The following is a 21,331-nucleotide window of genomic DNA, read 5'->3' on the forward strand; positions in this document are numbered from 1 at the left end:
GTTTCCTCTTTGGATGGGAGGGCAGGGACCAGTCTAGAACGGAAGCCGGGTTTCGGAAATCGGGCGGTCTTCCCCTGGATGGCGAAGATACGGGCCGGGGACGGGCTTGTTACGGCTGGGTGGACACGAGTCCGTGAGCCAGGGTACCGCCGCAGCGCAAAGGCAAGGAGCACTGTCGGTGGCCTCATCCTTCGAGACGCGCTTCGCGCTCCTCAGGATGAGGGGAAGCTTGGTCGCTCGGTGATGGAGCACCGGGCCGCTAGTCTGCCTGCCTTCGTGTAACTGCTAGACCCTCATGGTGAGGAGGCGCGGAGCGCCGTCTCGAACCATGAGGCCCGAGGCCTGCATGTACGGAGGAGCTATACCACCACGCTTAGCCGCTTCGCCGCCCGCGTGATGCCGGTGTACAGCCATCGCGCGCGGCTGTCCTGGAACGCAAAGCTTTCGTCGAACAGCACGACGTCATCCCATTGTGAGCCCTGCGACTTGTGCACGGTGAGCACGTAGCCGTAGTCGAATTCGTCATAGGGCTTGCGCTGTTCCCACGGGATGGTCTCGATGGCGCCGCCGAAACATTCGCCGCGCACGGAGACTTTCGTGACCTTGTGGCCGAGATCCTCGTCCGGCATCACGCGCATGGTGATGATCTTGGATTTCGATTGCGCGCGCGCCTTCACCCGCCACAGGCCGCCATTGAACAGGCCTTTCTTGCGGTTGTTGCGCAGGCAGACCAGCTTGTCGCCGGCAACGGGCAAGGGATCCTCGATGTTCTGCCGCTGCCGCATCCGCATGTTGTAGGCGCGGCGGGTGTTGTTGCGGCCGACCAGCACCTGGTCGGCGTTCATGACGCGCTCCGGATCGAGCTCGTTGCGCGGCACCACCTCGCTCTCGCCATGGCGGCCGATCTCGAGCTCGCGCCCTTCGCGAATGTCCATCGACATCCGCACGATCGGATCGTCCTGCGCCTGGCGATGCACCTCCGTCAGCATCGCGTCCGGCTCGGCATTGGTGAAGAAGCCGGCGCCCTGGATCGGCGGAAGCTGCGCGGGATCGCCGAGCACCAGCAGCGGACAGTCGAACGACATCAGGTCGCGCCCGAGCTCGGCGTCCACCATCGAGCATTCGTCGATCACGATCAGCTTGGCTTTGGAGGCGGGCGCATCGTCCCATAATTCAAATGTCGGCTGCTCGACGCCGGATTCACGGGCGCGGTAGATCAAGGAATGGATCGTGGAGGCGTTCTCGCAACCCTTGTTGCGCATCACCAGCGCCGCCTTGCCGGTGAACGCCGCGAATTTCACCTCGCCGTCAACGCCCTCGGCGATATGCCGCGCCAGCGTGGTCTTGCCGGTGCCGGCATAGCCGAACAGGCGGAAGATCGGCGGCGTGCCGTTCCTGCCGGGTTTTGCCTTGAGCCAGTCGGCAACGGCTTGCAGCGCGGAATCCTGATGCGGCGTAAAGGTGGTCATGGGTCTCGGCTGGGGGAGCAGGCAGATACCTGCCGCGACTCGGCCCCTCAACCTACTCATTCACGCTGCCGGCGCAAGGTGCCGGCCACCGAAGGTGCCAGACCTATTGCCAGCCGGGAACGCCGCGCATATCAGGCAGATGGTGCGCGATGCCCTTGTGGCAGTCGATGCAGGTCTTCTCGCCCGTGAACAGGAAGCGCTGATGCGCGACGCTCGCCCGCGGCGACTGCTTGGTGATGTCCATCGATTGCGCGCTGTGGCAGTTGCGGCATTCGAGCGAATCATTGGCCTTGAACCGCGCCCATTCATGCAGCGCGAGCTCGAGCCGGTTATCGATAAACTTGTCGCGGGTGTCGATGCTGCCGAAGATATGCCCCCAGACTTCCTTGGAGGCCTGCATCTTGCGGGCGATCTTGTCAGTCCAGTTGTGCGGGACGTGGCAGTCCGGGCAGGTCGCGCGCACGCCGGAGCGGTTGGTGAAGTGGATGGTGGACTTCAGTTCGGCAAAGACGTTGTCGCGCATCTCGTGACAGCCAGTGCAGAACTTTTCGGTATTGGTCAGTTCCAGTGCGGTGTTGAAGCCGCCCCAGAAGATCACGCCGGCGACAAAGCCTGCGAGCACCAGCACGCCGAGCCCGAACACCGAGCTCGGCCGGATCAGCACATCCCATAGCTCGAGGGCAAAACGCCACGCGCGCGTGAACCAGCCTTTGCCTGGCGGCGCTTTGTCGACGTCGCTCATCGATGCCCACCCGGTGCTGCGCGATTCAGGATGCTGTCGATGTCGACGAAATCATTGGTCACCGGCGGCGTCGTGACGTTCTGCGGAACGTGACATTCCGTGCAGAAGTAGCGGCGCGGCGACACCGAGGCCAGGAACTGGCCGTCGCGGTCCATGAAATGGGTGATGCTCACCATCGGTGCTTGCGATTCGCCGGTGCGGGCGCGGGCGTGGCAGGACAGGCATTTGTTGCCGTTCATGTCGACCTGATAGCCGTCGATCGAATGCGGGATCACCGGCGGCTGCTCCGGATAGTTGCGGATCTCCCTTTCCGCGGTGTTGCGCATCGGTGTCATTGGCGGGGCCGGGCCCTCCTCGTTGAGCGGAGCGGGACCACGCAAGCTGGACTTGACGCCTTGCGCGAGCAGCGAACTCGAAGCGGCAATGAGCGCGATGGCGAGAACGACGATAGCGGACTTTCCAATCATGTCGTCGTCACCCTCTCGATGCGCACGGCGCATTTCTTGTAGTCGGTCTGCAGCGACAGCGGATCGGTCGCGTCCAGCGTCACCTTGTTGATGAGCTTCGATTCATCGAACCAGGGCACGAACACCAGGCCGCGCGGCGGCTTATCGCGGCCGCGCGTCTCCAATCGGACGCGGATGAAACCGCGGCGGGATTCCACCTTCACCTCATCGCCGCGGCGCAGCTTCAATTCGGCGGCATCGTCAGGGTGCATGAAGCAGACGGCTTCGGGGAAAGCTCGGTAGAGTTCGGGGACGCGGCGGGTCATGGTGCCGGAGTGCCAATGCTCCAGCACACGGCCGGTCGATAGCCAGAACGGAAAGTCCTTGTCAGGCGATTCCGCCGGCGGCTCGTAGGGCAGCGCGAAGATGCGCGCCTTGCCGTCCGGGAAGCCGTAGAACTGCACGCCCATGCCCTGCTGGACGTAGGGGTCGAGCCCTTCGCGGAATCGCCAGCGGGTCTCCTGGCCGTTGACGACAGGCCAGCGCAAGCCGCGCACCTGATGATAGGTGTCGTACGGCGCGAGGTCATGGCCATGGCCGCGGCCGAACGAGGCGTATTCCTCGAACAGTCCCTTCTGGACATAGAAGCCGAAGGCCTTGGCCTCGTCATTGACATAGCCGGCCTCGATGTCATCAATCGGGAACTGGTCGACTTGGCCGTTGCGGTAAAGCACGTCGAACAGTGTCTTGCCGCGGTACTCCGGCTTCTTCGCGATCAGTTCTTCCGGCCAGACTTCCTCGACCTTGAAGCGCTTGGAGAACTCCATCAGCTGCCAGAGGTCGGAGCGCGCCTCGCCCGGCGCCGACACCAACTGGTGCCAGGTATGGGTGCGCCGTTCGGCGTTGCCATAGGCGCCTTCCTTCTCGACCCACATCGCCGCCGGCAGGATGAGGTCGGCGGCGAGCGCCGTCACGGTCGGATAGGCGTCCGACACCACGATGAAATTATCGGGGTTGCGATAGCCGGGATAGGTCTCCTCGTTGCCGTTGGCGGCCGCCTGCAGGTTGTTGTTGACCTGGATCCAGTAGGCGTTGAGCAGCCCGTCCTTCAGCATCCGGTTCTGCTGCACGGCGTGATAGCCGGGCTTGTCGGGAATGGTGCCTTCCGGAAGCTTCCAGATGTGCTCCGCCTTCTCGCGATGCTCCTTGTTGGTCACGACCATGTCGGCCGGCAGGCGGTGCGAGAAAGTGCCGACCTCGCGCGCGGTGCCGCAGGCCGATGGCTGTCCGGTCAGCGAGAACGGGCTGTTGCCGGGCTCGGAGATTTTTCCGGTGAGGAGGTGGATGTTGTAGACGAGGTTGTTGCACCAGACGCCGCGGGTGTGCTGGTTGAAGCCCATGGTCCAGAAGCTCGTGACCTTGACCTTCGGATCCGCATAGAGTTCGGCGAGCGCCTCCAGCCGGTTCAGCGGGACGCCGGCCATCTCGGCCGCCTTCTCCAGCGTGTAGTCGGAGAGGAATTTGACGTAATCGTCATAGCTTATGTCCTGCGCATCGCCTGCCTTGGCGCGGCCGGTCGCCTTCTTCTCCAGCGGATGCTCGGGCCGCAGGCCGTAGCCGATATCGGTCTGGCCGCGCTTGAACAGCGTGTGCTTGTTGACGAAATCCTTGTTGACCCGTCCGGTCTTGACGATGTGGTTGGCGATCGCGTTGAGCAGATAGAGATCGGTCTGCGGCTTGAACACCAGTCCGATGTCGGCGAGGTCGAACGAGCGGTGCTCGAAGGTGGAAAGCACGGCGACGCGCACATGCGGCGCTGAGAGGCGGCGGTCGGCGACCCGGGTCCACAGGATCGGGTGCATCTCCGCCATGTTCGAGCCCCACAGCACGAACGCATCGGCCGCCTCGATGTCGTCATAGCAGCCCATCGGCTCGTCGATACCGAACGTGCGCATGAAGCCGACGGCGGCGGAGGCCATGCAATGGCGTGCGTTGGGATCGATGTTGTTGGACCGGAAGCCGGCCTTGAACAGCTTCGATGCCGCGTAGCCTTCAAAGATCGTCCACTGTCCGGAGCCGAACATGCCGATGCCGCTCGGTCCGCGCTTCTTCAGCGCAGCCTTGAACTTCTCCGCCATCACGTCGAAGGCCTCGTCCCACGAGACTTCGGTGAAGTCGCCGTTCTTGTCGTACTTGCCGCTCGTCTTGCGCAGCATCGGCTTGGTCAGGCGATCATGGCCGTACATGATCTTGGAGAGGAAATAGCCCTTGACGCAATTCAGGCCACGGTTGACCTCCGACTTGATGTCGCCATGGGTGGCGACGACGCGGTTGTCCTTGGTTGCGACCATCACGCTGCAGCCGGTGCCGCAGAAGCGGCAGGGCGCCTTGTCCCACCTGAGTTCGCTCTCGGCACGCTCGGTGACGAGGTTGGCGGCGCCTGCTGCCACGGGCATGCCTGCGGCGAGCGCGGCCATCGCGGCGGCTTCCAGTTTCAGGACCTGGCGGCGATCCAGCTTGGGGGCAGTCATGGTGTTTCCTTCCCTTTGGTTGAGGGGCCTTCGATCACGCGACATCAGGCAGCGCCCGGATCGACGGCGTGGAACACGAGCGAGGCGGAATAGACGTTGGGCAGCGCGGAAATCGTGTTGAGGGTCGCGCCGAGCGAGCTCGCATCAGGCGCATCGACGACGACCACGAGCTTTCCCTTCTCATCGCGACCGTAAATCTCACAGCCGCGCAGTGCTATGATCGCAGCCTCAAGGGCATCGAGCCGGTCAGGCCGTGCCTGCACCAGGATGCTGGCGATCTCGCCGCCCGGCGGCGGCACGACAGGCTCGGCTTGCAGCACGCGGCCCGTGATGAGCGCCCGGCGATCGATGGCAGTCTGAGCTCTGATCATGGCGTGTGTTCCTTGTCGGCTAATCAATGTGGCGGGGGAGGGCCCGGCGGGCCCGCGATCAGCTGATAGATCCACACGGCAAGGCCGTAGCTGCCCACCGTGGCCACGGCCAAAGCGGGCATCACGACTGCCGTAAGAAAAAGAAATGCGAAGATCTCCATGCGCCTACGGCGCGGCCTCGCGCTCGCATCGTCGCTGGTTGCCGACATACGTCGTCTCGCTTCAATTCAGATATTGTGTGGGGGAAGGCTTCGTTGCCTTCCGTAAAACTAACGACACGGGACATTTTAGCACTGATCCAAATCAATGCGTGCCAAAATTGCATCGGTGGCGCAGTGGATTCGGCGGCGCGCCGCTGGAAGGGTTACTGTTTGGTTGCGGAGCGCATCTTCCGTCACCCGGAATTGGTGGAGGCTGGACTTCGTCCGCCCCGGCAATAGACTGCAGCAAACAAACAAGAACTATGGGAGCGACGCCATGAAATTCGGCATCTTCTACGAGCTGCAACTGCCGCGTCCATGGAACGAGGGCGACGAACTCAAGCTCTACCAGGACGCGTTGACGCAGCTCGAGACCGCCGACCGGCTCGGCTACGACTATGCCTGGGTCGTGGAACATCACTTCCTCGAGGAATACTCGCACTCGCCTGCACCGGAGTCGTTCCTGGCTGCAGCAAGCCAGCGCACCCGCAACATCCGGCTCGGTCACGGCATCCTGCAGCTCACGACCAATCATCCCGCGCGGGTCGCCGAGCGCGTCGCAGTGCTCGATCTCCTCTCCAACGGCCGTTGCGAATTCGGCATGGGCGAGAGCGCCTCGATCACCGAACTGACGCCGTTCGGCCGCGACATGGAGACCAAACGCGAGGTGTTCGAAGAGGCGGTTACCGCGATCTTCCCGATGTTCACCAAGGTCGGCACCGAGCATCACGGCAAATATTTCGACATCCCCTTGCGCAATGTGGTGCCCAAGCCGGTGCAGAAGCCGCATCCGCCGCTCTGGATGGCGTGCTCGCAATTGCCGACCATCGAGCGTGCCGGGCAGCATGGCTTCGGCGCGCTCGGTTTTCAGTTCGTCAGCGCGGACGCGGCGCACGCCTGGGTGCATGCTTATTACAATGCGATCACGAAGCGGCTGAAGAAGCTCGCCGACTACCAGATCAATCCGAACATGGCGCTGGTATCGTTCTTCATGTGCGCCAAGACGGACGAGGAAGCACGCGCCCGCGCCGACGGCGCCACCTTCTTCCAGTTCGCGCTGCGTTATTATGGTGCCTCGCAGAATCGGCAGCGGCCGGCGCCGGGCACCGTCAACATGTGGGACGAGTACAACAGGTGGAAGCGCGACAATCCGGAAGCGCAGGAGGCTGCATTGCGCGGCGGCCTGATCGGCTCGCCTGACACCATCCGGAAAAAACTGCGCCGTTTCCGCACCTCCCATATCGACCAGGTGATCCTGCTGAATCAAGCCGGCAAGAACACGCATGAACACATCTGCGAGTCGCTGGAACTGTTCGCCAAGGAAGTGATGCCGGAATTCGAGCACGATCCCGAGCACGATGCGTGGAAGCAGGGCGTAATGAGCGGCGAGATCAAGCTCGAGGAAATCGACACTGAAGCGTTCAGGGATCGCTATGGAAAACTGTCGATTAACCCTGGCGGGGCGCCGAAGGCCGTGGCAACCGGCTGACGAATTTGTGGGCAGCACCACATCCAGCGTCATGCCCGCGAAGGCGGGCATCCAGTACTCCGCGGCGTCTCGGCTCACGCTCCGGCGGCGTGGTTACCGGATCGTCCGCTTCCGCGGACGATGACAGCGGAGAGCTGCTGCTCGCATCCCAATTTCGTGAAGAAAAGATTTCGCTACGCACAATCCGCGGTTTGAAAGAAACGGCACGCGCATCGCCCGCGTGACAGTGCGGGCATCGCTATTTTTTTGGACCGCTCGACAGCTTCATTCGCGAGCCCCATCATCCTGACGTCGCATGACCGCACGCGTTGATACGCGCTTGATCGTCAGGAGAATTTTGTGATGAAGCGTCGCGAGTTCCTCAAACTGTCGCTTGGCTCTGCAGCGGTCGCCGCGCTGCCCTTGCGCGCGCGAGCCGAAGCGGCGGTGAAGGAAATTCGGATCGGCTACCAGAAGACCGGCGTGCTGGTTATCGCGCGGCAGCGCGCAGCCTTGGAAAGTCATTTCAAGCCGGCCGGCATCGACGTGAAGTGGGTCGAATTCTCGTCCGGCCCGCCGATGATGGAAGCGATGAATGTCGGCAGCGTCGATTACGGTGCAGTCGGCGATTCCCCGCCGGTGTTTGCGCAGGCCGCGGGCGCGGCGATCGTTTACGCGGCCGGCCAGCCGATCACCAACGGCCAGGGGATATTGGTGCCGCGGAATTCGGCGATCCGCACGATTGCCGATCTCAAGGGCAAGCGTATCGGCTTCACCAAAGGTTCCAGCTCGCACAACATCGTGGTGCAGACGCTGGAAAAGGCGGGGCTTACCTACAACGACATCACCCCGGTCTATCTGACGCCGCCGGACGCCGGACCGGCGTTTGCCAATGGCAGTATCGATGCCTGGGCGATCTGGGATCCGTATTTCGCGATCGGCGAGACCAAGCAGAACGGCCGCATCCTCATCAACGCCCACGAGATCACCAAGACCAACTCGTTCTTCATCGCTAACCGCGACTTTTCGAAAAATCACGGCCCCGTCCTGCAGCAGATCAACGACGTCATCGCGTCGACCGCGGCATGGGCGGAAGCGCACCGCGACGAGGTGGCGAAATCGCTCAGCGCCGCCACCGGCATTCCGCTCGACATCCAGACCGTTGCCGCCAATCGGGCAGCGTTCAAGATCGGGCCGGTCACCGACGACATCGTTGCGACCCAGCAGGGCGTGGCCGACCGCTTCTTCAAGCTCGGCCTGATCCCGAGAGAGATCGCGATCCGCGACATCGTCTGGCGCAACCCCCAGAGTTGAGTTCATTTCCACCCAGAGGTCATCATGCGACGCATCATGCAACGCTGGATCACCAGCGCGGTGCCGTCGGTCGGCATCGTCACCGCCGTGGTCGGCGCTTCCTATAGGCAGCGGCTCGGTATGGCGGCTGCTGCAAATCATGAACATTTTCCGAGGTCCGGATCGTGACTAAGCAACCCAACGCCAACATCCTCTGGTTTCTCCCGACCCATGGCGACGGCCGATATCTCGGCACCTCGATCGGCGGACGCGAGGTGAACTTCAACTATCTGCGCCAGATCGCGCAGGCCGCAGACCAGCTCGGCTATTACGGCGTGCTGCTACCGACCGGGCGAAGCTGCGAAGATTCCTGGGTGGTCGCTTCCGCGGTCGCGCCGCAGACCGAGCGGCTGCGCTATCTGGTGGCGGTGCGGCCCGGTCTGCAGTCGCCGAGCGTCGCCGCCCGCATGACCGCGACGCTGGACCGGTTGTCGAACGGGCGGCTTCTGATCAACGTCGTCACTGGCGGCGACCCTGTCGAGAACAAGGGCGACGGCATCTTCCTGGCGCATGACGAGCGCTACGAGGTGACGCGCGAGTTCCTCAACGTCTATAACGATCTGCTTGCCGGCAAGACCGTCAACGTCGAAGGCAAGCACATCCGCATCGAGGACGGCCGGCTCTTGTTCCAGCCGGTGCAGTCGCCGCGGCCGCCGCTCTATTTCGGCGGCTCGTCGGATGCCGGCATCGACGTCGCGGTCGATACCGTCGACAAGTATCTCACCTGGGGCGAGCCGCCGGCACAGGTTGCGGAGAAGATCGCGCGCGTGAAGGCGGTCGCCGACAAGCGCGGCCGCAAGATCTCCTTTGGTATCCGGTTGCACGTGATCGTGCGCGAGACCAATGCGGAAGCCTGGAAGGCCGCCGACGAATTGATCCAGTACGTCACCGACGACACGGTGACGGCGGCGCAAAAGATCTTCTCGCGCATGGATTCGGTCGGCCAGCAGCGCATGGCGGAGCTCCATGGCGGCCGCCGCGACAAGCTCGAGATCAGCCCGAACCTCTGGGCCGGCGTTGGCCTCGTGCGTGGCGGCGCGGGCACCGCGCTGGTCGGCGATCCCGAGACGGTCGCGGCGCGGATCAAGGAGTATCAGCGTCTCGGCATCGATACCTTAATCATGTCGGGCTACCCGCATCTCGAAGAAGCCTATCGTTTCGCCGAACTGGTGTTCCCGCTGCTCTCTCTGGAGCAGGGCGACAACGTGCCGCCGATCCGCGTCAACACCGGGCCGTTCGGCGAGACCATCGGCAACGACTATCGGCCGCAAAAACAGGTATCGGAATCATGAGCCTCATCGACAGCCTTCCGCGCGTCCGCGCGCCCAGATTGCCGCGGGCGGACGGCCTGATCCCCTGGATCGTGCCGCTCGCCATCATCGTCATCTGGCAGCTCGCCTGTGTCACCGGCTTCGTGCCCGCGCGCGTGCTGCCGGCGCCGACTGACGTGGCGCTGGCGGGATGGAAGCTGTTGCTGTCAGGCGAACTGATCCGCAACATCTGGGTCAGCTTCTGGCGCGCCAGCATCGGCTTCTTGATCGGCGGCGGCATTGGCTTTGCCTTCGGCCTCGCCAACGGCCTGTCGCAGCTCTCGGCGAAACTGACCGACACCACGCTGCAGATGGTGCGCAACATCCCGCACCTGGCGCTGATCCCGCTGGTGATCCTGTGGTTCGGGATCGACGAGTCCGCCAAGCTGTTCCTGGTGGCGCTTGGCGTGTTCTTTCCGATCTATCTCAACACTCTGCACGGCATCCGCACCGTCGATCCGCAACTGATCGAGATGGGCCGCATCTATGGCATGACCGATGGCGAATTATTTCGCCGGGTGATCTTTCCGGGTGCGCTGCCGTCGATCTTCGTCGGCCTGCGCTTTGCGCTCGGCATCATGTGGTTGACGCTGATCGTGGCCGAGACCATCGCGGCCTCCTCCGGGCTCGGCTACATGGCGATGCAGGCGCGCGAATTCATGCTGATCGACGTGGTCGTGCTCTCGATCCTGATCTACGCGCTGCTTGGCAAGCTTGCCGACAGCGCCTCGCGCGCGCTGGAGCGGCTGACACTGTCCTGGCACCCGGCTTTCCAGAAACACTGAGGAACCGAGGAATAGACATGCAGGAAGTCCTTCGTTTTCGCTCGCTCGATGCCGCGGCTGTCGCGCGCCCGGATTTTGTCGAGGAGGCGCGCCGGTTCCACCGTAGCCCCGACGCGCCAGCGCGCGGGCTGTCGCTGACGATCCGCGGCTTGCGCAAATCCTTCGGCGACAATGAGGTGCTGCGCGGCATCGACGTGCATATTCCCGCAGGCCAGTTCGTCGCGATTGTCGGCCGCAGCGGCTGCGGCAAGAGCACGCTGCTCCGGCTGATCGCAGGGCTGGAGAAGCCGACCGCCGGCAGCATCAGCTTCGGCGAGGAGGCACGCGCCGAGGATATCCGCGTCATGTTCCAGGAGCCGCGGCTCCTGCCATGGGCGCGCGTGCTGTCGAATGTCGAAGTCGGCCTCGGGCGCGAGCGGTCGTCCGCGGACGCGCAGGCACGCGCCGAAAAGGCGCTGGTCGAGGTCGGCCTGGGCGACAAGCGCGGGCAATGGCCTTCGGTGCTCTCGGGCGGCCAGAAGCAGCGCGTCGCACTGGCCCGCGCGCTGGTCAGCCAACCCCGGGTGCTGGCATTTGACGAGCCGCTCGGCGCGCTCGATGCGCTGACGCGGATCTCGATGCAGCGGCTGCTCGAGCGAGTCTGGCGCGATCAAGGCTTCACCGCGATCCTGGTCACGCATGATGTCTCGGAGGCGGTGGCGCTCGCGGACCGGGTGCTGGTCATTGAAAACGGCCGCATCGCACACGATTTCAATGTCGACATCACGCGCCCGCGCGAGCGCGGCTCGGCCGGGCTCGCAGCACTCGAGGGCGCGATCCTGAAGAATCTCCTGGAAGGAACCGAAGACACGTCCGACGACCTGTGAGGCCTGCATGAACTCCGCCGTCCGCAACATCGCGATCGATCCCGTGGTCACTTCTGACGAGTTTCGCGGCGCCATGCGCCATCTGACCGGCGGGGTCAGCGTGATCACGGCAGGGCAGGGCAAGGAGATCTCCGGCATGACCGTTACGTCGGTCTCCTCGTTGTCGGTCGAGCCAGCCTCACTGATCGTGAGCCTGAACCGCGCCGCATCGTTCTGGCCGCTGGTCAAGCGCTACGGCATTTTCGGCGTGAACATCTTGAACGCGGACCAGGTCGAGATCGCCGAGCGCTTTACCGGCAGAGGCGGGCTGAAAGGCGCCGAGCGCTTCGTCGGCGCCCAATGGACGACGCGCGCCTCCGGCGTGCCGCTATTGGTCGGTGCACTCGCGGCGATCGACTGCGAAGTCGAGGACATCGTAGCGCGCCATTCGCATGCGATCGTCATCGGGCGCGTGCTCGATGTGCAGGTCTCCGCGCGCACCGGGGCGCTCGCCTACTGGCAGGGCCGCTATGTCGCCGTCGACCAGGACGAGGACGCGGCCAAGCTCGCCGACGTCAGCGTGCCGACGCGCGGCGTGCATCTGCGCTAACATCAGGTCGTAACCCGGGTGGAGCGGAACGCGCAACCCCGGACTCGGCACCAACGTTGACGAGAGGCTCCAGGTTACGCTGACGCTTCACCCGGGTTACGATGCTTGAATTTCGGGTGAAGGGGAGTCTCCGCGAGTCCATCTATCACCGTGATCGCGGAGAGAGCCCCTCACCCCAACCCTCTCCCCGTAAGAACCGGGCGAGGGAGAACTGCCGTCATCGCTTTTGGGAACGGAGACGCCGGCCGTGGCGTTTTGTCTCCTCGCGCAATAGAAGGCGTCGGTCTTCTATTGCCGGAAGGAACGAAGCGCGTCATGGGCTTGATGAAACGTCTTGCAACTTGGGTCTTCTACGGCATCGGTGCGCTCGCGATCGCCTATCTCGCGCTCTATGCCTATGCCGCTTTCACCGGACGTGATCTGACGCCCGGTGATCCCATTCATATTTTCCGCAAACCGGACGCGTCGGAATATTCGTAGCTTCGCACTGACGGCGGGAGGCTATCCCGCCGTCGCCAGGCGCTGATAGTCAGCCGTGCCCGATCCCGCCGGCGGGATCGGGACGCCGCCATCGGCGTATTCGTTCAGCTTGTTGCGCAGCGTGCGGATCGAAATGCCGAGGATGTTGGCCGCATGGGTGCGGTTGCCGAGGCAATGCTTCAGCGTCTCCAGGATCAGGTCGCGTTCGACATCGGCAACCGTGCGGCCGACCAGCGCGCGCGTCACCTGCTCTGCGGCGAGGGTGGCGTGTGCGACCGCCGGTGCGGTCCTGGCGAGGTCGAGGCGGTCACCATCCGGGGTCACGATGGCCTCGGCGCCGATCTCGTCGCCCTGAGCCATCAGCACGGAACGGTGAATGGTGTTTTCGAGCTCGCGGACATTGCCCGGCCAGCGGTTGGTGGTCAGCACCCGCCGTACCTCTGCCGACAGCGGCCGCGCCGGCACACCGTTGGCCTCGGCGTACTTCTTCGCGAAATGCTGCGCCAATTCGATGATGTCGGCGGGGCGGTCACGCAGCGGCGGGATCTTCAGGTTGACGACGTTGAGGCGGAACAAGAGGTCCTCGCGGAAGGTGCCGGCGCGCACGGCGTCTGCGAGGTTGCGGTTCGAGGTCGCGATGATGCGGATATCGACCGGCACCGGCTTGGTGCCGCCGACGCGGTCGATCACGCGCTCCTGGATCGCGCGCAGCAATTTGGATTGCAGCCGCACGTCCATTTCCGAGATTTCGTCGAGCAACAGTGTGCCGCCGGTTGCTTCCTCGAACTTGCCGATGCGGCGGGCGATCGCGCCGGTGAAGGCGCCCTTCTCGTGGCCGAATAATTCGGATTCCAGAAGATGTTCGGGGATCGCGGCGCAATTGATCGAGATGAACGGCCGCTTGGCGCGCGCCGAGCGGGAATGCACGTAGCGCGCCAGCACTTCCTTGCCGGTTCCGGATTCGCCGGTGATCATCACCGAGGCGTCCGAGCCTGCGATCTGCTGCGCCAGCTTGATCACCCGGCCCATTGCCTCGTCACGATAGACGAGATCGCGCGAATCGTTGGCAACGGCCGCGAGCACGGCGGCGATCAGTTCCGGGTCGGGCGGCAGCGGGATGTATTCCTTGGCGCCGGCGCGGATCGCTGCTACCGCGGCGCGGGCATCGTTGGAGATGCCGCAGGCCACGATCGGCACGTGGATATGCTCGGCTTCCAGCCGCATTACGAGGTCGCGAATGTCGAGGCCGACATCGACCAGCAGCAGGTCGGCGCCCTTGCCGCCGCGCAACACCGCCATCGCCTGTTCGTTGCCTTCCGCGTGCGTCACGGAAGCGCCATTGTCCATCGCGATCTTGGTGGCGGTCGTGAGCTGCCCCCTCAGGGTGCCGACGATGAGAAGCCGCATGAATGTCTCCTGTCTCCCGCGCGTCCGTCGCGCGCATATCCATTAAAGAGTTAGCTACGCTCTGCCTTGATGATTTCGGTCATGGTCACGCCGAGCTTGTCTTCGACCAGCACCACTTCGCCACGCGCCACCAGGCGGTTGTTGACATAGATGTCGATGGCTTCGCCAACCCGGCGGTCGAGTTCGAGCACGGTGCCAGGGCCGAGCTTCAGGAGCTGGCCGACATCCATCTTGGAGCGGCCGAGCACAGCCGAGACCTGCACCGGCACGTCGAACACGGCCTCGAGATCGGAGGCGATGCGCGAAGCGTTTTCGTCCTCGTGATAGCCCACATCGTCGTCGGCCGTTGGCGCGTCCGCCGCGTTGAGGTCGGGGAGCGGGACATGGGTGTCGGTGTCACTCATCGTCGATCCTTTGGCTCAATCCTCATGGCCGTTGGTCACGGGACGCCATGTAGCGTCCGACAAGCTCGTTGATTTTGGATTCGATCGCCGCGCGTTCCAGCACCATGCCGCCGTCGGCCCACTCGATCCGACAGTCGCCGGTCGCGATCGTCGGCTCTGCCAGGATCACGAGACGGCCCTGGAAGCCGCTCTGCGCGGCCAGCCGCTCGATCTTCTCGCGCGCATCCTCGTAGAGCGCATCGCTGATGCGGACCACGATATGAGGCGTCGAGACCAGATGCGAGAAGCAGTCGGACACCAGCGCCGTGATCTCGCCAAGCGGTTCGCGCGCGGTCAGTTCGCTGCATAATTTGCGCGCGACCGCGACCGCGACGTCGACGGCTTCGGTCTCCATCCGCGCCTCGATGCCGGAAAAGCGTGACGCGATGTTCTTGATGGCGAGCGCGATCTCTTCCAGCGCGAGCGCGGCGCGGCGGTCGCTCTCTGCCCTAGCTTCATGCTGTGCTGCATCGTAGCCGTTGCGATAGGCGCGCGCCTCGGCTTCCGCCACCTTCTGGGCGATCTCGGCGGCGGTCGCGGCGCGCTCGCGCGACTTGGCTGGCGCCGAGAAGTCGGTGTCGAACAGGAATTTTGCGGGCGCAGCCATCAGTACACCAGTTCGTCGTCGGCACGGTTCTTGGTCAACATGATCTCGCCTTTGGCGGCGAGGTCCTTGGCGAGATTGACAAGCAGCGCCTGGGCCTCGTCGACATCGCGCAGGCGCACCGGCCCCATCGCCGCCATGTCATCCATCAGCATCTTGCCGGCGCGCGAGGACATGTTGCCCAGGAAGAAGTTACGGACGTCCTCGTTGGCGCTCTTCAGCGCAATGCCGAGCTTCTCCTTGTCGACATGGCGCATCAACGTCTGGGCGGAGGCGGAATCGAGCTTGACCAGGTCGTCGAAGGTGAACATCAGCGCCTTGATGCGTTCGGCGGATTCGCGGTTTTCCTCCTCCAGCGAGGTGATGAAGCGGGTCTCGGTCTGGCGGTCGAAATTGTTGAAGATTTCGGCCATCACCTCATGGGCGTCACGGCGCCTGGTCTGCGACAGGTTGGACATGAATTCGGTGCGCAGCGTCTGCTCGACGCGCTCGATCACTTCCTTCTGCACCGCTTCCATCCGCAGCATGCGGCCCACGACATCGAGCGCGATGTCCTCGGGCAGGATCGCCAGCACGCGCGCGGCATGCTCAGGTTTCAGCTTCGACAGCACCACGGCGATGGTCTGCGGATATTCATTCTTGAGGTAGTTGGCGAGCACCTCTTCTTGGACGTTGGAGAGCTTCTCCCACATGTTGCGGCCGGCGGGTCCGCGGATCTCGTCCATGATGCCGGAGACGCGGTCAGCCGGCAGATATTGCTGCAGCAGCCGCTCGGTGGCGTCGAAATTGCCCATCAGCGCGCCGGAGGCCGACATCCGCGAGACGAATTCGAGCAGAAGGTCTTCCACCACGTCGGCCTCGACGGTGCCGAGCGTCGACATTGCCATCGACAGTTCGCGCACCTCGTCATCGTCGAGCAGCGACCAGACCTTGCCGCCATATTTCTCGCCGAGCGCCAGCATCAGGATCGCCGCGCGCTTCGGACCGGAGATCGGCTTGCTCCTCGGACGGTCGCTCTGGCGGCTCGACAGCGTCGAGATGACGCTCGTGATGTCCTGGGCGTTCGCGTTCGTGGTTTGTGGGACGCTGGCCATCTCAGGTCTCGGCAGGCTCGGTCAGCCATTGGCGAACAATGGAGACGGTTTCATTCGGATTGCGTTCGGCCAGCTCGCCCACGCGGTTCACGGCCTGGGCATGGACCTGGCCCTGGATCTGGGCGACGTCGATCATGTGCGCGGCGCCGCTGTTGCCGGGCAGGAGCGCCTGGCCCTGTCCGCCCTCGCTGCCGGCTTGTGCGCTGCTGTCGGCCAGTGCGGGCACCGCGGCCTCGGCGCGGCCGGGTGCGGCCTCGGAGGCCAGGATACGCTTGACCAGCGGGCGGATCACCATGAACAGCACGACCAGGCCGAGCAGCATGATCACGCCGAGCTCGATCACATACATCACGTCGTCCTTGGTGAACTGCAGCATGCCAAGCAGGCCGGTCGGCTCGTTGAGCGGGGCGACCGAGGGCGCCTCGGCAAAGCGCAGGTTGACGACCTCGACCTGATCGCCGCGCTTCTGGTCGAAGCCGATCGCCGAGCGCACCAGCGCGGCGATGCGGTCGAGCTGCTCCTTGGGACGGTCCTGGTAGACCTGCTCGCCCTTCTCATTCTTGGCGTAGCTGCCATCGACGAGGACCGCGACCGAGATGCGGTTGACGCGTCCGGCTTCGGTCACCTCGGTCTTGGTGGTGCGGGAGATCTCGTAATTGTTGGTCTCTTCGCTCTTCTTGCTCTGGTCGCGGGCGCGCGCGGCATTGTCCTGGTTCTGGTTGCCGGGCAATTCGTTGTTGACCGTGACCTGGCCGTTATTGTCTGCGGTGAGGCTGGATTCTTCCCGGGTCTGGCTCGAGCGCAGCACGCGCCCTTCGGGGTCGAACTTGTCGGAGGTCTCGGTGATCTTGTTGTAGTCGAAATCGGCAGAGAGCTGGACGCGGGCGCGGCCCTGGCCGACCACGGAGGACACGATGTCCTCGACCTGCTTGCGCATCCGCTTCTCGAAAGCGGCGCGGCGCTCGTCGCCGACGGCGTTGTCGGCATCGCTGGTGGCGCCGTCGGCGAGCAGCTGGCCGGCCTCGTCGACGATCGACACCCGCTGCGGCTTCAGCCCGTTGACGGCGGAGGCGACCACGTGACGGATGGCGCGGATCTGCTGCGGCTCAAGGGTGCCGCGCACCCGCACCACGATGGAAGCGGACGGCTCCGGCGTCTCGCGCGAGAACAGCGGCCGCTCCGGCAGCACCAGATGCACGCGTGCGGCCTGGATACGGTCGATGGCGCGGATGGTGCGTGCGAGCTCGCCCTCCAGGGCGCGCAAATGGTTGATGTTCTGGACGAAGCTCGTGGTGCCGAGCGCATCCGATTTGTCGAAGATCTCGTAGCCGACGCCGCCGCCCTTGGGCATGCCGCCCTCGGCGAGCTTCATGCGGAGCCGCGTGACCTTGTCCTTCGGCACCATGATGACGGCGCCCTCATTCCGCAGCTCGAACGGGATCGCCTGCCGCTCCAGCTCCTTGACGATCGAGGAGGAGTCCTCGACGTTCAAATCGGTGAACAAGGTCGTCAGCTGCGGCGTGGTGACGCGCATGATGACGAAGGCGAAGAAGCCGATCAGCGCGGCGGTGACCGCCACCATCGCCGCCAACCGGGCCGCACCCAGGCCCTTCAGGAAAGCAACCAGACTTTGCACCAACCGCCCCCAGGGATTCGGCCCTCGGAGGGTCCGACTGGGCAATTATTGCCTAGGGTATGGTTTCCATCCGGTTAACGACGGTTAAGAACCGCGGCAGAAAGTGGGACATGAAAAAAACCGGCTTCGCAGAGCGAGGCCGGTTTTCATCAAATTCGATTGGTTTCGAGGGCTTACTGGCGATATTGCTGGATCCGGGTGGTGCGCAGCCCGGCCAGACCGTGCTGATCGATGGAGAATTGCCAGGAAAGGAATTCGTCGACCGTCAGCGTATAGCGGCTGCAGGCTTCCTCCAGGGAGAGCAGACCACCGCGCACCGCGGCAACGACTTCAGCCTTCCGGCGAATGACCCACCGTTTTGTACCGGGCGCGGGCAAGTCGGCAATGGTTAGCGGACTGCCGTCAGGCCCGATGACGTATTTCACCCTCGGGCGATGGGGTTCTGTCATGGCGTACTCACAAACTCTCGACCACTGAACTCACCCCGCCAACCTACGCGTGTCGGCTTAAAATTTACCTAAGCACAAGCGTGCAATACGAATCGCGTTGGAAATGCCGGTAAGGTGGCTCGGCCCAGGCACCTGTGTCAGTGTGGGAAAGCGACCCAGGGCGGCGCCGACGTGTGCCAGATAGGGTCGAACGACAACCGGGGAGGGAGATCGCCCGTGCGCGAGATTGTAGTGCCGATCCTGCTCTGGTTCTCCGCGGTCGGCTGCGGCTTGATGGCCGGGCTCTATTTTGCGTTCTCGACCTTCATTATGGGCGCGCTCGGCCGCATCGACCAGCCATCCGGCATCGCGGCGATGAATGCGATCAATGCCGACATCCTCCGTTCGCTGTTCATGCCGCTCTTCTTTGGCACGACGCTGGTGAGCGCGATCCTCGCCGTCGTCGCGGTCTTCCTCGTGGGCGAGGCTGGGTCGCTGGCGATGCTCGCCGGCGGCATCGTCTATGTGGTCGGCATGTTCGTCGTGACGATGATCTTCAACGTGCCGCTAAACAACGCGCTGGCCGCGGCCGATCGGGCGAGCTCCGATGCGGCTTCCTTATGGGCGCGGTATCTCAAGGAGTGGACATTCTGGAATCACGTGCGGACGATCGCCTCCACGGCCGCATGCGCGCTTTTCATCGCCGCCATCGCGGCGAGCTAGCTCGAACCGGAATCGGAGCCGTCGCCAGAGCCTGACCCAGAGTCATTGCCGTCGTTGCCAGTGCTCGGACGGATCACCCGCTTGATCTGGTCGGTCGTATACGTCTCGCCGCCGATCGAGAGCAGCGGCGGAGTGGCGGTCAGATCGACGGAATCGACGATGCCCTGGACTTCGGTCGAGATCGCGACCGTGTTGCCGGCCGAGTCCTTGCCCGTCGCCGTCAGCGTGTAGCTGCCCGGCGGCCACTGCGTGCCGTCATTGCCCTTGCCGTCCCAGACGAAACTGGAACCACCTGTTTTCAGCGAAAAATTGCCGGAATAGGCAGTCTGGCCGGTCGAGTCGGTGATCGTGATGGTGGCGTTGGTGTCCTTCGGCGCGTTGATATTCCAGGTCGCCGCGCCGTTGAAATTGGCCTTGCTGCCGTCGACCGCAACGGTGTTGCCGACATAGATCAGCGCCTGCGTCGACTGCGCGCTTTTCTCCAGAGCCACAATCGAGCTCAACTGGTCGTTCATCTTGAGCTGCTGCTCGACGCCGGCGAACTGCACGAGTTGCGCAGTGAACTGGTTGGTGTCGAGCGGATCAAGCGGGTTCTGATTCTGCAACTGCGTCGTCAGCAGCGTCAGGAAGGTCTGGAAGTTATCGGCGATGCCCTGCGTCTGGGTTGATGCGGCGTTGTTGCCTGTGCTCGTTCCGGTCGCGGGCGCCGATACGACCGGCGACGGCATAGATACGTCGGTTGCCATGGTGCGCTCCTCTAGACTCTGATATCGACGCCGCCGCTCGCGCCGAGCATGCGGCCATAGCTGCGGCCGGCGACGGTCGCCGGCACGCTGTCTTCTTCGCTGACGATCAGGCGATGGGCATTGGGATGGGACTGGTTGCCGCCATTCTGCCCCGACGATGACTGGTCGCGCAGGCTGAACTGCAGCCCGCTATTGCCGGTCGAGAGACCGGCATTGTCCAGCGCGCGCTGCAGCTGGTTGGCGTCCTGGCGCAACATCTGCAGCGTTTCCGGTCGCTCGACGGTCAGATGCGACGTCACCTGGCCGTTGTTGTCGACATGGATGCGCACATCGATGCGCCCGAGTTCGGGAGGATCGAGCCGGATTTCGAACCGGCTCTTGCCGCTCTTGGCCGAGGCCGCGATCTCCATCGCGAGGCCGCCGACCGGCACCGCATTGTTATGCGTGGCTGCCGCGGTCACGGTCAGTTGCGAATTGGCCGACGGTGTCGTGGGCGCGGATGGCGTCTGCGGCTGCATCATGGCGGCCGCCTGCGCACTATTGTCCGACGCGGCGGCGAACGTTTGTGCCGCATTGGCAGTGCCGGTCTGCACGTGGCTTGCGGCATTCGCGGCTGGCGTCTGCGCGGAATTGCCCGAGGCGTCCGAGTTCACCGCGTCAACAAAAGCGTGCTCGGCCTTCTGCTTGCCCGCGGCCGCGGTTGGCGGGGCGATATCAGGGACAATGCCGGTCGGTGCTTCGGCCGGCGCAGGGGCCGTCGCGCCGTCTTGCTCGCCTGGCGTGGGGATGGCGTCCTTCGCGGTCAGTGTCGGCTTTGACTGGGCCGCGGCCTTTGCTTGCGGCGTCGACGGGGCCGCTGCAGCCAGCGCGATGCCGGTCGCGGCCGTGCCGCCAACTGCCTGCTCACCATCGGAAACGGCGGCTGCGGCTTGGGTGTCGGTGTTGGCTGCATCGGTCTTAACCGCGTTTGCTGCGGCCGGCGCCGTGCCGGCGACCGAAGCCACGGCCGCGATGGCGGCGGCCGCCGTCGCGAGCGGAGCGGTGGCCGTGTCGGATACGGGCGGTGTTGCGGACGCTGCATTGGCGGCGCTGACGACGGCTGCGGAAACCGTCGCGGCGATCACCGTGGTTGCAGCGGTGGCGTTGTCCTGCTTGGACTCGTCACCATCCTTGGCATCGTCCTTGGCCGGGGTGTCGTCCTTCGGCTTCGACGGCTTTGCCGCATCGGATTGGGGCCCGTCAGACTTCGACGTGTCGGATTTCGAATCGGCGGAATCCGGCTTGTCAGCCCGGCCGCTGGAGCCGGCGTCGTTACGCGCATCGACATCGTCCCGCTTGGGGCGGTCGGGGCCGGCGCTATCATCGCGCGACCTTGCGTCCGCCGCCGGAGCCGGATCATCGTTCCGGCGCGCCGGGGCCGGCGCGCGGGAACTGTCGTCAGGGCGTTCGTCACGGGCGGCCGCGTTGCTGTCGACCAGCGCGGCAAAACTGTCATTTCCGGGCGCGGGACCGGAATCGGGCCGCGCCGACGATCTCGGCGAATTGGCCTGAAACGACATGCCTGCCAATGCTTCCTGCGCGACGTTGACCACGACGGACCCTCGGGATGGAATTTCAGTTCCCCATCAGCAAGGAGCGGG

Annotated in this window: 23 protein-coding genes; 9 read left to right on the forward strand and 14 right to left on the reverse strand. The window is 64.2% G+C overall.

Translation table 11 applies throughout. The features are described from left to right. Positions 1–359: 359 nt before the first annotated feature. The 6 genes from J6497_RS02590 to napE form a co-directional block, all read right to left on the reverse strand. Positions 360–1,469, reverse strand: a complete 1,110-nt coding sequence (locus tag J6497_RS02590; RefSeq protein WP_225702642.1) for an ATP-dependent DNA helicase — start codon at positions 1,467–1,469, stop codon at positions 360–362. A gap of 103 nt (positions 1,470–1,572) precedes the next feature. After that, positions 1,573–2,211, reverse strand: coding sequence for a NapC/NirT family cytochrome c (locus J6497_RS02595; RefSeq protein WP_225702643.1), 639 nt, complete (start codon positions 2,209–2,211; stop codon positions 1,573–1,575). Next, on the reverse strand, positions 2,208–2,678 hold the full coding sequence (locus J6497_RS02600) for a nitrate reductase cytochrome c-type subunit (protein WP_225702644.1): 471 nt from the start codon (positions 2,676–2,678) through the stop codon (positions 2,208–2,210). Before J6497_RS02600 ends, J6497_RS02595 begins: the two co-directional genes overlap by 4 nt. Beyond that, entirely contained in the window at positions 2,675–5,188 is a 2,514-nt protein-coding gene (napA, locus tag J6497_RS02605; protein ID WP_225702645.1) for a periplasmic nitrate reductase subunit alpha, read from the reverse strand. The genes J6497_RS02600 and napA overlap by 4 nt, the downstream gene beginning before the upstream one ends. 44 nt (positions 5,189–5,232) lie before the next feature. Beyond that, positions 5,233–5,559, reverse strand: coding sequence for a chaperone NapD (locus tag J6497_RS02610; protein ID WP_225702646.1), 327 nt, complete (start codon positions 5,557–5,559; stop codon positions 5,233–5,235). Positions 5,560–5,582: 23 nt separating this feature from the next. Beyond that, a complete protein-coding gene (gene napE / locus J6497_RS02615; protein ID WP_225702647.1) occupies positions 5,583–5,768 on the reverse strand; it encodes a periplasmic nitrate reductase, NapE protein in 186 nt (61 codons plus the stop codon). Positions 5,769–6,036: 268 nt separating this feature from the next. Between napE and J6497_RS02620 the strand changes: the two genes are divergently transcribed. The 8 genes from J6497_RS02620 to J6497_RS02655 all read left to right on the forward strand — a co-directional run bounded on the left by J6497_RS02620 (position 6,037) and on the right by J6497_RS02655 (position 12,610). Continuing rightward, positions 6,037–7,248, forward strand: coding sequence for an LLM class flavin-dependent oxidoreductase (locus J6497_RS02620; RefSeq protein WP_225702648.1), 1,212 nt, complete (start codon positions 6,037–6,039; stop codon positions 7,246–7,248). 342 nt (positions 7,249–7,590) lie between these two features. Beyond that, positions 7,591–8,541, forward strand: a complete 951-nt coding sequence (locus J6497_RS02625; protein ID WP_225702649.1) for a sulfonate ABC transporter substrate-binding protein — start codon at positions 7,591–7,593, stop codon at positions 8,539–8,541. A gap of 24 nt (positions 8,542–8,565) precedes the next feature. Further along, complete coding sequence (locus J6497_RS02630; protein ID WP_225702650.1) at positions 8,566–8,709, forward strand: hypothetical protein; 144 nt, start codon at positions 8,566–8,568, stop codon at positions 8,707–8,709. Next, positions 8,706–9,872: an FMNH2-dependent alkanesulfonate monooxygenase gene (gene ssuD / locus J6497_RS02635; RefSeq protein ID WP_225702651.1), complete on the forward strand. Its 1,167-nt coding sequence runs from the start codon at positions 8,706–8,708 to the stop codon at positions 9,870–9,872. The genes J6497_RS02630 and ssuD overlap by 4 nt, the downstream gene beginning before the upstream one ends. Beyond that, positions 9,869–10,675 (forward strand): ABC transporter permease subunit, encoded by an 807-nt coding sequence (locus J6497_RS02640; protein ID WP_225702652.1) that lies wholly within the window; start codon positions 9,869–9,871, stop codon positions 10,673–10,675. The genes ssuD and J6497_RS02640 overlap by 4 nt, the downstream gene beginning before the upstream one ends. A 17-nt stretch (positions 10,676–10,692) precedes the next feature. Beyond that, positions 10,693–11,541, forward strand: coding sequence for an ATP-binding cassette domain-containing protein (locus J6497_RS02645; protein WP_225702653.1), 849 nt, complete (start codon positions 10,693–10,695; stop codon positions 11,539–11,541). Positions 11,542–11,548: 7 nt separating this feature from the next. Further along, a complete protein-coding gene (locus tag J6497_RS02650; RefSeq protein ID WP_225702654.1) occupies positions 11,549–12,130 on the forward strand; it encodes a flavin reductase family protein in 582 nt (193 codons plus the stop codon). Positions 12,131–12,445: 315 nt separating this feature from the next. Beyond that, entirely contained in the window at positions 12,446–12,610 is a 165-nt protein-coding gene (locus tag J6497_RS02655; protein ID WP_225702811.1) for a hypothetical protein, read from the forward strand. 21 nt (positions 12,611–12,631) lie between these two features. On the opposite strand, the gene flbD is transcribed toward J6497_RS02655, so the two are convergent. The 6 genes from flbD to sciP form a co-directional block, all read right to left on the reverse strand. Next, positions 12,632–14,017 carry a sigma-54-dependent transcriptional regulator FlbD gene (gene flbD, locus J6497_RS02660; RefSeq protein WP_225702655.1) on the reverse strand — a complete coding sequence of 462 codons (1,386 nt, stop codon included), beginning with the start codon at positions 14,015–14,017 and terminating at the stop codon, positions 12,632–12,634. Positions 14,018–14,067: 50 nt separating this feature from the next. Then, complete coding sequence (gene fliN / locus J6497_RS02665; RefSeq protein WP_225702656.1) at positions 14,068–14,421, reverse strand: flagellar motor switch protein FliN; 354 nt, start codon at positions 14,419–14,421, stop codon at positions 14,068–14,070. A gap of 22 nt (positions 14,422–14,443) precedes the next feature. After that, positions 14,444–15,067: a FliH/SctL family protein gene (locus J6497_RS02670; protein ID WP_225702657.1), complete on the reverse strand. Its 624-nt coding sequence runs from the start codon at positions 15,065–15,067 to the stop codon at positions 14,444–14,446. Further along, positions 15,067–16,158, reverse strand: a complete 1,092-nt coding sequence (gene fliG / locus J6497_RS02675; protein ID WP_225702658.1) for a flagellar motor switch protein FliG — start codon at positions 16,156–16,158, stop codon at positions 15,067–15,069. The genes J6497_RS02670 and fliG overlap by 1 nt, the downstream gene beginning before the upstream one ends. Position 16,159: 1 nt before the next feature. Further along, on the reverse strand, positions 16,160–17,794 hold the full coding sequence (gene fliF / locus J6497_RS02680; RefSeq protein WP_225702659.1) for a flagellar basal-body MS-ring/collar protein FliF: 1,635 nt from the start codon (positions 17,792–17,794) through the stop codon (positions 16,160–16,162). Positions 17,795–17,967: 173 nt separating this feature from the next. Beyond that, on the reverse strand, positions 17,968–18,243 hold the full coding sequence (gene sciP / locus J6497_RS02685) for a CtrA inhibitor SciP (RefSeq protein WP_002714638.1): 276 nt from the start codon (positions 18,241–18,243) through the stop codon (positions 17,968–17,970). Between the two features lie 216 nt (positions 18,244–18,459). Between sciP and J6497_RS02690 the strand changes: the two genes are divergently transcribed. Next, the gene (locus J6497_RS02690; RefSeq protein WP_225702660.1) at positions 18,460–18,945 is read left to right on the forward strand and encodes an anthrone oxygenase family protein; all 486 of its coding nucleotides are present in this window, start codon (positions 18,460–18,462) and stop codon (positions 18,943–18,945) included. On the opposite strand, the gene J6497_RS02695 is transcribed toward J6497_RS02690, so the two are convergent. Both J6497_RS02695 and J6497_RS41480 read right to left on the reverse strand, forming a co-directional pair. Next, the gene (locus J6497_RS02695) at positions 18,942–19,691 is read right to left on the reverse strand and encodes a flagellar hook assembly protein FlgD (protein WP_225702661.1); all 750 of its coding nucleotides are present in this window, start codon (positions 19,689–19,691) and stop codon (positions 18,942–18,944) included. The genes J6497_RS02690 and J6497_RS02695 overlap by 4 nt on opposite strands. 11 nt (positions 19,692–19,702) lie before the next feature. Continuing rightward, a complete protein-coding gene (locus J6497_RS41480; RefSeq protein ID WP_225702662.1) occupies positions 19,703–21,283 on the reverse strand; it encodes a flagellar hook-length control protein FliK in 1,581 nt (526 codons plus the stop codon). Positions 21,284–21,331: the final 48 nt, after the last annotated feature.

Source organism: Bradyrhizobium cenepequi (assembly GCF_020329485.1).
Lineage (GTDB): Bacteria > Pseudomonadota > Alphaproteobacteria > Rhizobiales > Xanthobacteraceae > Bradyrhizobium > Bradyrhizobium cenepequi.

Excerpts from the sequence above, each read along its gene's own strand:
- J6497_RS02625 (WP_225702649.1), top strand. The coding sequence starts at position 7,591 with ATGAAGCGTCGCGAGTTCCTCAAACTGTCGCTTGGCTCTGCAGCGGTC.
- napE (WP_225702647.1), bottom strand. The coding sequence starts at position 5,768 with ATGTCGGCAACCAGCGACGATGCGAGCGCGAGGCCGCGCCGTAGGCGC.
- J6497_RS02640 (WP_225702652.1), top strand. The coding sequence starts at position 9,869 with ATGAGCCTCATCGACAGCCTTCCGCGCGTCCGCGCGCCCAGATTGCCG.
- J6497_RS02630 (WP_225702650.1), top strand. The coding sequence starts at position 8,566 with ATGCGACGCATCATGCAACGCTGGATCACCAGCGCGGTGCCGTCGGTC.
- fliG (WP_225702658.1), bottom strand. The coding sequence starts at position 16,158 with ATGGCCAGCGTCCCACAAACCACGAACGCGAACGCCCAGGACATCACG.
- flbD (WP_225702655.1), bottom strand. The coding sequence starts at position 14,017 with ATGCGGCTTCTCATCGTCGGCACCCTGAGGGGGCAGCTCACGACCGCC.
- napA (WP_225702645.1), bottom strand. The coding sequence starts at position 5,188 with ATGACTGCCCCCAAGCTGGATCGCCGCCAGGTCCTGAAACTGGAAGCC.
- J6497_RS02610 (WP_225702646.1), bottom strand. The coding sequence starts at position 5,559 with ATGATCAGAGCTCAGACTGCCATCGATCGCCGGGCGCTCATCACGGGC.
- J6497_RS02695 (WP_225702661.1), bottom strand. The coding sequence starts at position 19,691 with ATGGCAACCGACGTATCTATGCCGTCGCCGGTCGTATCGGCGCCCGCG.
- fliN (WP_225702656.1), bottom strand. The coding sequence starts at position 14,421 with ATGAGTGACACCGACACCCATGTCCCGCTCCCCGACCTCAACGCGGCG.
- J6497_RS02590 (WP_225702642.1), bottom strand. The coding sequence starts at position 1,469 with ATGACCACCTTTACGCCGCATCAGGATTCCGCGCTGCAAGCCGTTGCC.
- J6497_RS02655 (WP_225702811.1), top strand. The coding sequence starts at position 12,446 with ATGGGCTTGATGAAACGTCTTGCAACTTGGGTCTTCTACGGCATCGGT.
- J6497_RS02600 (WP_225702644.1), bottom strand. The coding sequence starts at position 2,678 with ATGATTGGAAAGTCCGCTATCGTCGTTCTCGCCATCGCGCTCATTGCC.
- J6497_RS02670 (WP_225702657.1), bottom strand. The coding sequence starts at position 15,067 with ATGGCTGCGCCCGCAAAATTCCTGTTCGACACCGACTTCTCGGCGCCA.
- J6497_RS02645 (WP_225702653.1), top strand. The coding sequence starts at position 10,693 with ATGCAGGAAGTCCTTCGTTTTCGCTCGCTCGATGCCGCGGCTGTCGCG.
- J6497_RS02620 (WP_225702648.1), top strand. The coding sequence starts at position 6,037 with ATGAAATTCGGCATCTTCTACGAGCTGCAACTGCCGCGTCCATGGAAC.
- J6497_RS02650 (WP_225702654.1), top strand. The coding sequence starts at position 11,549 with ATGAACTCCGCCGTCCGCAACATCGCGATCGATCCCGTGGTCACTTCT.
- J6497_RS02595 (WP_225702643.1), bottom strand. The coding sequence starts at position 2,211 with ATGAGCGACGTCGACAAAGCGCCGCCAGGCAAAGGCTGGTTCACGCGC.
- sciP (WP_002714638.1), bottom strand. The coding sequence starts at position 18,243 with ATGACAGAACCCCATCGCCCGAGGGTGAAATACGTCATCGGGCCTGAC.